The sequence below is a fragment of the Metapseudomonas resinovorans genome (assembly GCF_002003485.1).
Taxonomy (GTDB): domain Bacteria; phylum Pseudomonadota; class Gammaproteobacteria; order Pseudomonadales; family Pseudomonadaceae; genus Metapseudomonas; species Metapseudomonas resinovorans_D.
Map to the genome: position 1 here is coordinate 1 of NZ_BDMA01000093.1, position 7,773 is coordinate 7,773.

7 protein-coding genes are annotated in these 7,773 nt (G+C 64.2%); 4 read left to right on the plus strand and 3 right to left on the minus strand.

Going from position 1 to position 7,773, the window contains the following annotated elements; all coding sequences use genetic code 11:
* Positions 1-66: 66 nt before the first annotated feature.
* Positions 67-1,491 (minus strand): glucose-6-phosphate dehydrogenase, encoded by a 1,425-nt coding sequence (gene zwf, locus MnOB_RS26145; RefSeq protein ID WP_234358339.1) that lies wholly within the window; start codon positions 1,489-1,491, stop codon positions 67-69.
* A gap of 195 nt (positions 1,492-1,686) precedes the next feature.
* Between zwf and hexR the strand changes: the two genes are divergently transcribed.
* Positions 1,687-2,553: a transcriptional regulator HexR gene (hexR, locus tag MnOB_RS26150; RefSeq protein ID WP_077527452.1), complete on the plus strand. Its 867-nt coding sequence runs from the start codon at positions 1,687-1,689 to the stop codon at positions 2,551-2,553.
* 21 nt (positions 2,554-2,574) lie between these two features.
* Here the strand turns inward: hexR and MnOB_RS26155 are convergent, their stop codons facing one another.
* Entirely contained in the window at positions 2,575-2,949 is a 375-nt protein-coding gene (locus tag MnOB_RS26155; RefSeq protein WP_077527453.1) for a thioredoxin family protein, read from the minus strand.
* Positions 2,950-3,128: 179 nt separating this feature from the next.
* Between MnOB_RS26155 and MnOB_RS26160 the strand changes: the two genes are divergently transcribed.
* Positions 3,129-3,350 carry a PA3496 family putative envelope integrity protein gene (locus tag MnOB_RS26160; RefSeq protein WP_077527454.1) on the plus strand — a complete coding sequence of 74 codons (222 nt, stop codon included), beginning with the start codon at positions 3,129-3,131 and terminating at the stop codon, positions 3,348-3,350.
* On the opposite strand, the gene MnOB_RS26165 is transcribed toward MnOB_RS26160, so the two are convergent.
* Positions 3,292-4,254 carry a LysR family transcriptional regulator gene (locus tag MnOB_RS26165; protein ID WP_077527455.1) on the minus strand — a complete coding sequence of 321 codons (963 nt, stop codon included), beginning with the start codon at positions 4,252-4,254 and terminating at the stop codon, positions 3,292-3,294. The two genes, MnOB_RS26160 and MnOB_RS26165, sit on opposite strands and share 59 nt — an antisense overlap.
* A 186-nt stretch (positions 4,255-4,440) precedes the next feature.
* On the opposite strand from MnOB_RS26165, the gene MnOB_RS26170 reads away from it, so the two are divergent.
* Both MnOB_RS26170 and oadA read left to right on the plus strand, forming a co-directional pair.
* Entirely contained in the window at positions 4,441-5,856 is a 1,416-nt protein-coding gene (locus tag MnOB_RS26170; RefSeq protein WP_077527456.1) for an acetyl-CoA carboxylase biotin carboxylase subunit, read from the plus strand.
* A gap of 16 nt (positions 5,857-5,872) precedes the next feature.
* Positions 5,873-7,678, plus strand: a complete 1,806-nt coding sequence (gene oadA / locus MnOB_RS26175; RefSeq protein WP_077527457.1) for a sodium-extruding oxaloacetate decarboxylase subunit alpha — start codon at positions 5,873-5,875, stop codon at positions 7,676-7,678.
* Positions 7,679-7,773: the final 95 nt, after the last annotated feature.

Here is a 7,773-nt window from a genome sequence, read left to right on the forward strand (position 1 = left end):
TCTCCCGACACCCGTTACCTATGTCCCCCGGCTGAACACACGGCGCACCCTACGGGATGGTCGCGGTCAGTCGTGCCAGGCGCGCTCGTGCAGTTCCAGCAGGCTGTGGGCCTGTTCCGGCCCCGTAGAGCCTGCGGGGTACGGGCGCGGGCTCTGGTAGTACTCGTGCCAGCCTTCGAGGATCGGGCTGATCCAGCGCCAGGCGGCTTCCACCTCGTCGCGGCGCATGAACAGGGTCGAATCGCCCTCGATCACGTCCAGCAGCAGGCGTTCGTAGGCGTCCCAGCGGCGCTGGTGACTGAAGGCCTTGGCCAGGTTCAGGTCCAGCTCCACCGGCTCCAGATTCATGCCTTTGCCCGGCGTCTTCGCCATCAGTTGCAGGCTGATGCGCTCTTCCGGTTGCAGGCGGATCAGCAAGCGGTTGGCCTCGCCGTCGGCGAACAGGCGGTGCGGCACCGGCTTGAACTGGATGACGATCTCCGAGTACTTGCGCGCCAGGCGCTTGCCGGTACGCAGGTAGAACGGCACGCCGGCCCAGCGCCAGTTGTCGATCTCCGCCTGCAGGGCGACGAAGGTTTCGGTATCGCTGTCGTTGTCGACGTTCTTCTCGAAGTAATAGGCCGGCACTTCCTGGCCGCCGATCTTGCCGGCGCTGTACTGGCCGCGCACGGTCTTGTCGCGCACGTCCTGGCCGGAAATCGGCTTGAGCGCCTCGAGTACCTTCACCTTCTCATTGCGCACCGCCTCGGCGTCGAAGCGTACCGGCGCTTCCATGGCCACCAGGCAGAGCAACTGCAGCAGGTGGTTCTGCACCATGTCGCGCATGGCCCCGGAGCGGTCGTAGTAGGCGCCACGGTTCTCCACGCCGAGCGTCTCGCAGACGCTGATCTGCACATGGTCGATGTGCCCGGCGCGCCAGATCGGCTCGAACAGACCGTTGGCGAAGCGCAGCGCCATGAGGTTCTGCACGGTTTCCTTGCCCAGGTAGTGATCGATGCGGAACACCTGGGATTCGTCGAACACCTTGCCGATGGTGGCGTTGATCGCCTGGGCCGACTCCAGCGAGTGGCCGATGGGCTTTTCCAGCACGATGCGTGACTGCGGCGTGGCCAGCCGAGCGATGGACAGGTGCGCGGCGATGTCCTCGAACAGGTCAGGGGCGGTGGCCAGATAATAGACCCGCCCGCAACCGGGATCGGGCCCGAGGTGGCGGGCCAGGCGGACGAAGTCGGCGCTCTGGGAAACGTCCATGGCGAAGTAATCGAGGCGCTCGGAGAAGCCGCGCCAGGCTTCGGCGGTGAAGTCCGCGCGCGCTACCTGGGCCCGGCAGCGACGCTCTGCGAGGGCACGATAGCCGTCACGATCGAGGGTGTTGCGGGCCAGGGCGAGGATGCGCATCTGCGGATGCAGCCGCCCTTCGCGATGCAGGTGATAGAGGGCCGGAAGCAGCTTGTGCAGCGCGAGATCGCCGGTGCCGCCGAAGACGAGCATGTCGCAGGAGCTGGTCAAGGATGCGCTCTCCCTTCCTTGCACGCTGAGAAAAGGTGGTTCAAGTGGGCGGAAAAGCGGTTCATGTAGTATAACTACAAGGCCACTACAGCCTGATCCGCCGATCATAACCGAGTCGCGCCTCGTTGCATGACTGAAGAAACCGGCAAAACCCCCATTCCAGACAGAGCCTGCCCTGTGAACCTGCTGCAACATATCGCCCAGTCGCGTCATCTGCTACGCAAGTCGGAACTGAAAGTCGCCGACCACGTCCTGCTCGATCCCGCTGCGGTCATGCACAGCTCCATGGCCGACTTGGCCCAGGGTGTCGGGGTCAGCGAGCCCACCATTGTGCGCTTCTGCCGCGCCATCGGTTGCGGCGGCTTCCAGGACCTCAAGCTGAAACTGGCGCAGAGCCTGGCCGCCGGTGCCAGCTTCGGCCAGTTCGCGATCCACGAGGACGACTCGGTCGCGGACTTCAGCCTGAAGATCTTCGACACCACCCTGCACACCCTGATGGAAGTCCGCGAAAGGCTCGACCCGGAGGCGCTGCAGCGTGCCATCGGCGCCTGCGCCCAGGCCCAGCGTGTGGAGTTCTACGGCTTCGGCGCATCCGGTGCGGTGGCGGCTGATGCCCAGCACAAGTTCTTCCGTCTGCTGCTGACCGCGGCGGCCTATTCCGACCCGCACATGCAGGCGATGTCGGCGGTCACCCTGAAGCCTTCGGACGTGGCCATCTGCATTTCCCAGTCGGGCCGCTCCAAGGACCTGCTGATCACCGCCAACCTGGTGCGTGAGGCGGGCGCCACCCTCATCACCCTGTGCCCCAGCCAGACCCCGCTGGCGGACTTGGCCACGGTGAACCTCGCCATCGACGTGCAGGAAGACACCGAGATCTATACCCCGCTGACCTCGCGGATCGCCCATCTGGTGGTGATCGATGTACTGGCCATGGGCGTCGCCATGGCCCGTGGCCCGACCCTGGTGAACCACCTCAAGAGCGTGAAGCGAAGCCTGCGTAGCCTCCGGCTGTCGCCCAAATCGGTGAAGAGCGCGGAGGACTGAGCCGCGCAGAGCCTGCTTCGCTCAGACCAGTCCTTGTCGTACCAGGAGCCGCTCTATCGCCTCGATGAACGGCCCGCTGCCCGGCCAGCTGGTGATCCGTCCCAGGGGGCGGCCGCGATAGAGGGCTATGAAGGTCGGCACGCCGTGCAGCCCGAAGCGCAGTGCCAGCGCCGGGTCTTCGTCCACTTCGTCATGCAGCCAGCGCACCTGGGGCCACTGGCAGCGTTCCTGGGTGCGCAGCAGGTCGTGCTTGGCCACGTCGCAGAGCGGGCAGTCGTCCTGCCAGAGGTAGAGCAGCACCAGCCGTTGGCGTTCGCTGGCCAGTACATCATCGAGGATGGTGGAGCGCACCCGTTGGATCGGAAAGCGTTGGAAGAATTCGACGGCATTGCTCATGGCGTCCTCCAGCGACGTTGCCCGTAATTGCTGAGCAAAGTCGCGCCGCGCCGGTCTGTCCAGCTATTGCGCCGATAGCCTGAAACCTTCGCTTCACCACAGATTCACCGAGCCTTCGCGAAAGCGTCACAGGCGCGGGCGATGCTGCGCCTACCGAACCCCGCCCAGGGAGAAATGCCATGCAACGCTTTCACGATGAATCCGCCCATCTGGACAGCAAGACCCGGCGCAAACTGGAGGATCAGCGGCGTATGCAGTATCGCCGCGCCATTGAAGACCGCGTCGACCAGCGTCGCCTGCAGATGGAGTGTTCGGACTACCCTTATCCCGAATTGATCGCCGCTAACTACCTGTTGTCGTCAAAGGCAGCGCGCCGGAAAATCGGTGCGAAAGTGCACTGATCTGTGCCCGTTCTTCGCGGATAAAGGCCAGAAACGCCTGGGCGACCGGCGATAGCCGCTTGCCCTTGGCGTGCACGGCGCACCAGCTCCGATACAGCGGCAATTCTTCCACTGGCAACTCCCGCAGCAGCCCGGTCGCCAGTTCCAGGCTCACCGCGTGGCGTGGAATCAGGGCGATGCCGAGATCGGCCACGACGCATTCCTTCTGGGCATCCAGCGAGGCCACTTCCATGGTCTGGGCGAAGTGCGCGCGCTTCTGCTGGAAGTACTCCTCGCATGCCTTGCGGGTGCCCGAACCGGCCTCGCGCACCAGCAGCGTGTAGGACTCCAGGTCCTTCAGGGTCAGCTTCGCGGCGTTGCACAGCGGGTGGCTGGGCGGTGCCACCGCAACGATCGGGTTGTTCAGGAAGGGCAGGAATTCCAGGGCCATGTCCTGGGGCACCAGGGACATGATCACCAGATCGTCACGGTTGTCAGAGAGGCGCTTGATCACCTGCGCGCGGTTGGTCACCACCAGGTGCAGGCTGACGTCCGGATGCTGATCGCGGAACGCGGCGAACAGGTGTGGCGCGAAGTACTTGGCGCTCGACTCCACCGCCAGGTTGAGCTGGCCCTGCAGCGAGCCCTGCAGGTCAGAGAGCTGCATGTCGAGGCTGGCCAGGCGCTGGAAGATATCGCTGCTGGCACGCATCAGCGCCTCGGCGGCGTCGGTCACGTAGAGCTTCTTGCCGACGTACTCGAACAACGGCTGGCCCACCAGCTCCTCGAGCTGGCGGATCTGCAGGCTGACGGCCGGCTGAGTCAGGGCCATCTCCTCGGCCGCCCGGCTGTAGGAGCGGCTTTCGAACACCGCACGGAATACCTGGAGCTGGCGCAGCGTCATACGCAGCAGGGTCTTGCGCATCGATTTTGGCCTCGTGGGGTGGGCAAGGTTGCTGACTATAAGCTCATCCTAATGGATACCCCAATAATTATTGATTGGGGTTATTCCCGCTCGCGGCGTAGGGTAATGACGCGACCGCTACACGACCTGCGGTCACCCAACGACCGGCCCAGCCGTTCGCCTGTTCACTTGGTCGAGGGACAACTCGTGATCAAGAAAATCCTGATCGCCAACCGTGGTGAGATTGCCGTCCGCATCGTGCGTGCTTGCGCCGAGATGGGCATTCGCTCGGTGGCTATCTACTCCGATGCCGACCGGCACGCCCTGCACGTCAAACGTGCCGACGAGGCCCACAGCATCGGCGAAGACCCGCTGGCCGGGTACCTGAACCCGCGCAAACTGGTGAACCTGGCGGTCGAGACCGGCTGCGATGCCCTGCATCCAGGCTACGGTTTCCTCTCCGAGAACGCCGAGCTGGCAGATATCTGCGCTGAACGCGGGATCAGGTTCATCGGCCCCTCCGCCGAAGTGATCCGCCGCATGGGCGACAAGACGGAAGCCCGCCGCAGCATGATCAAGGCCGGCGTACCGGTTACCCCCGGCACCGAAGGCAACGTCGCTGACCTCGCAGAAGCGCTGCGCGAAGCCGAGCGCATCGGCTACCCGGTGATGCTCAAGGCCACCTCGGGTGGTGGCGGCCGCGGTATCCGTCGCTGCAACAGCCGCGAGGAGCTGGAACAGGCTTACCCGCGTGTGATCTCCGAAGCCACCAAGGCCTTCGGTTCGGCAGAAGTCTTCCTCGAGAAGTGCATCGTCAATCCGAAGCACATCGAAGCGCAGATCCTCGCCGACTCCTTCGGCAACACCGTGCACCTGTTCGAGCGCGACTGCTCGATCCAGCGCCGCAACCAGAAGCTCATCGAGATTGCCCCGAGCCCGCAGCTCACCCCCGAGCAGCGCGCCTACATCGGCGACCTCTCCGTGCGTGCGGCCAAGGCCGTGGGCTACGAGAACGCCGGTACCGTGGAGTTCCTGCTCGCCGAGGGCGAGGTGTACTTCATGGAGATGAACACCCGCGTGCAGGTGGAACACACCATCACCGAGGAAATCACCGGCATCGACATCGTTCGTGAGCAGATCCGCATCGCCTCCGGCATGGAGCTGTCGATCAAGCAGGACGACATCATCCATCGTGGCTTCGCCCTGCAGTTCCGGATCAACGCCGAGGATCCGAAGAACAACTTCCTGCCGTCCTTCGGCAAGATCACCCGTTACTACGCCCCCGGCGGCCCCGGTGTGCGCACCGATACCGCGATCTACACCGGCTACACCATTCCGCCGTACTACGACTCCATGTGCCTGAAGCTGATCGTCTGGGCACTGACCTGGGAAGAAGCCCTGGACCGTGGCCTGCGCGCCCTCGACGACATGCGCGTGCAGGGTGTGCGGACCACCGCGCCCTATTACCAGGAAATCCTGCGTAATCCCGAGTTCCGCAGCGCCGAGTTCAACACCAGCTTCGTCGAGAGCCATCCGGAGCTGACCCAGTACTCGATCAAGCGCAACCCGTCGCACCTGGCCATCGCCATCGCCACCGCCATCGCCGCCCACGCCGGCCTGTAGGGGAAGGATTCAGAACATGAGCAAGAAGATTTCGATCACCGATACCATCCTGCGCGATGCGCACCAGTCCCTGCTGGCCACCCGCATGCGTACCGAAGACATGCTTCCGATCTGCGACAAGCTCGACAAGGTCGGCTACTGGTCGCTGGAAGTCTGGGGCGGTGCCACCTTCGACGCCTGCGTGCGCTTCCTCAAGGAAGACCCATGGGAGCGCCTGCGCAAGCTGAAGGCCGCCCTGCCCAACACCCGCCTGCAGATGCTCCTGCGCGGCCAGAACCTGCTGGGCTACCGCCACTACAGCGATGACGTGGTACGCGCCTTCGTCGCCAAGGCTGCGGTCAATGGCATCGACGTATTCCGCATCTTCGACGCGATGAACGACGTGCGTAACCTGCGCACCTCCATCGAAGCCGTGAAGGCTGCCGGCAAGCACGCCCAGGGCACCATCGCCTACACCACCAGCCCCGTGCACACCATCGACGCCTTCGTTGCCCAGGGCAGGGCGATGGCCGACATGGGCGTGGACTCCATCGCCATCAAGGACATGGCGGGCCTGCTGACCCCGTACGCCACCGGCGAACTGGTGAAGGCGCTGAAAGAGGCGCTGCCGCTGGATGTGGTGGTGCACTCCCACGACACCGCCGGCGTAGCCAGCATGTGCCAGCTCAAGGCCGTGGAAAACGGTGCCGACCGCATCGACACCGCGATCTCCAGCATGGCCTGGGGCACCAGCCACCCGGGTACCGAGTCGATGGTCGCCGCCCTGCGCGACACACCCTACGACACGGGCCTTGACCTGGAACTGATCCAGGAAATCGGCATGTACTTCCACGCCGTGCGCAAGAAGTACCACCAGTTCGAAAGCGAATTCACTGGCGTGGACACCCGCGTGCAAGTGAACCAGGTGCCGGGCGGGATGATTTCCAACCTGGCCAACCAGCTCAAGGAACAGGGCGCCCTGAACCGCATGCCGGAAGTACTGGCGGAAATCCCGCGTGTTCGCGAGGACCTCGGCTTCCCGCCCCTGGTCACCCCGACTTCGCAGATCGTCGGCACCCAGGCCTTCTTCAACGTGCTGGCCGGTGAGCGTTACAAGACCATCACCAACGAGGTGAAGCTCTACCTGCAAGGTCGCTACGGCAAGGCGCCGGGCCAGATCAACGAGCAACTGCGCCGCCAGGCCATCGGCAACGAGGAAGTCATCGACGTGCGTCCGGCCGACCTGCTCAAGCCGGAGCTGAACAAGCTGCGCGAAGACATCGGCAGCCTCGCCAAGTGCGAAGAGGACGTGCTGACCTTCGCCATGTTCCCGGACATCGGCCGCAAGTTCCTCGAAGAGCGTGCCGCCGGCACCCTGAAGCCGGAAGAACTGCTGCCCATCCCCAACGGCAAGGGCGCGGCCCCGGTCGGCGGCGAAGGCACTCCGACCGAGTTCGTGGTGGATGTCCACGGCGAGAGCTACCGCATCGACATCACCGGTGTCGGCGTGAAGACCGACGGCAAGCGCCACTTCTACCTGTCCATCGACGGCATGCCGGAGGAGGTGGTGTTCGAGCCGCTCAACGAGTTCGTCGCAGGTGCTGGCAGCAAGCGTAAGAGCGCCAGTGCGCCGGGCGATGTCAGCACCACCATGCCGGGCAACATCGTCGATGTGCTGGTGAAGGAAGGCGACCAGGTGAAAGCCGGTCAGGCCGTGCTGATCACCGAAGCCATGAAGATGGAAACCGAAGTCCAGGCGCCCATCGACGGCACCGTCAAGTCCGTCCACGTTGCCAAGGGCGACCGTGTGAACCCGGGCGAAGTCCTGATCGAAATCGCCTGATTGCTCCGGCGATAGTCCCCATAGGGAGCCGCAAGGCTCCCTTTTTTTAGGTTCTTCGCGGAGTCTGGGGAAAGAGCGAGTTGACAGTCAGGGAA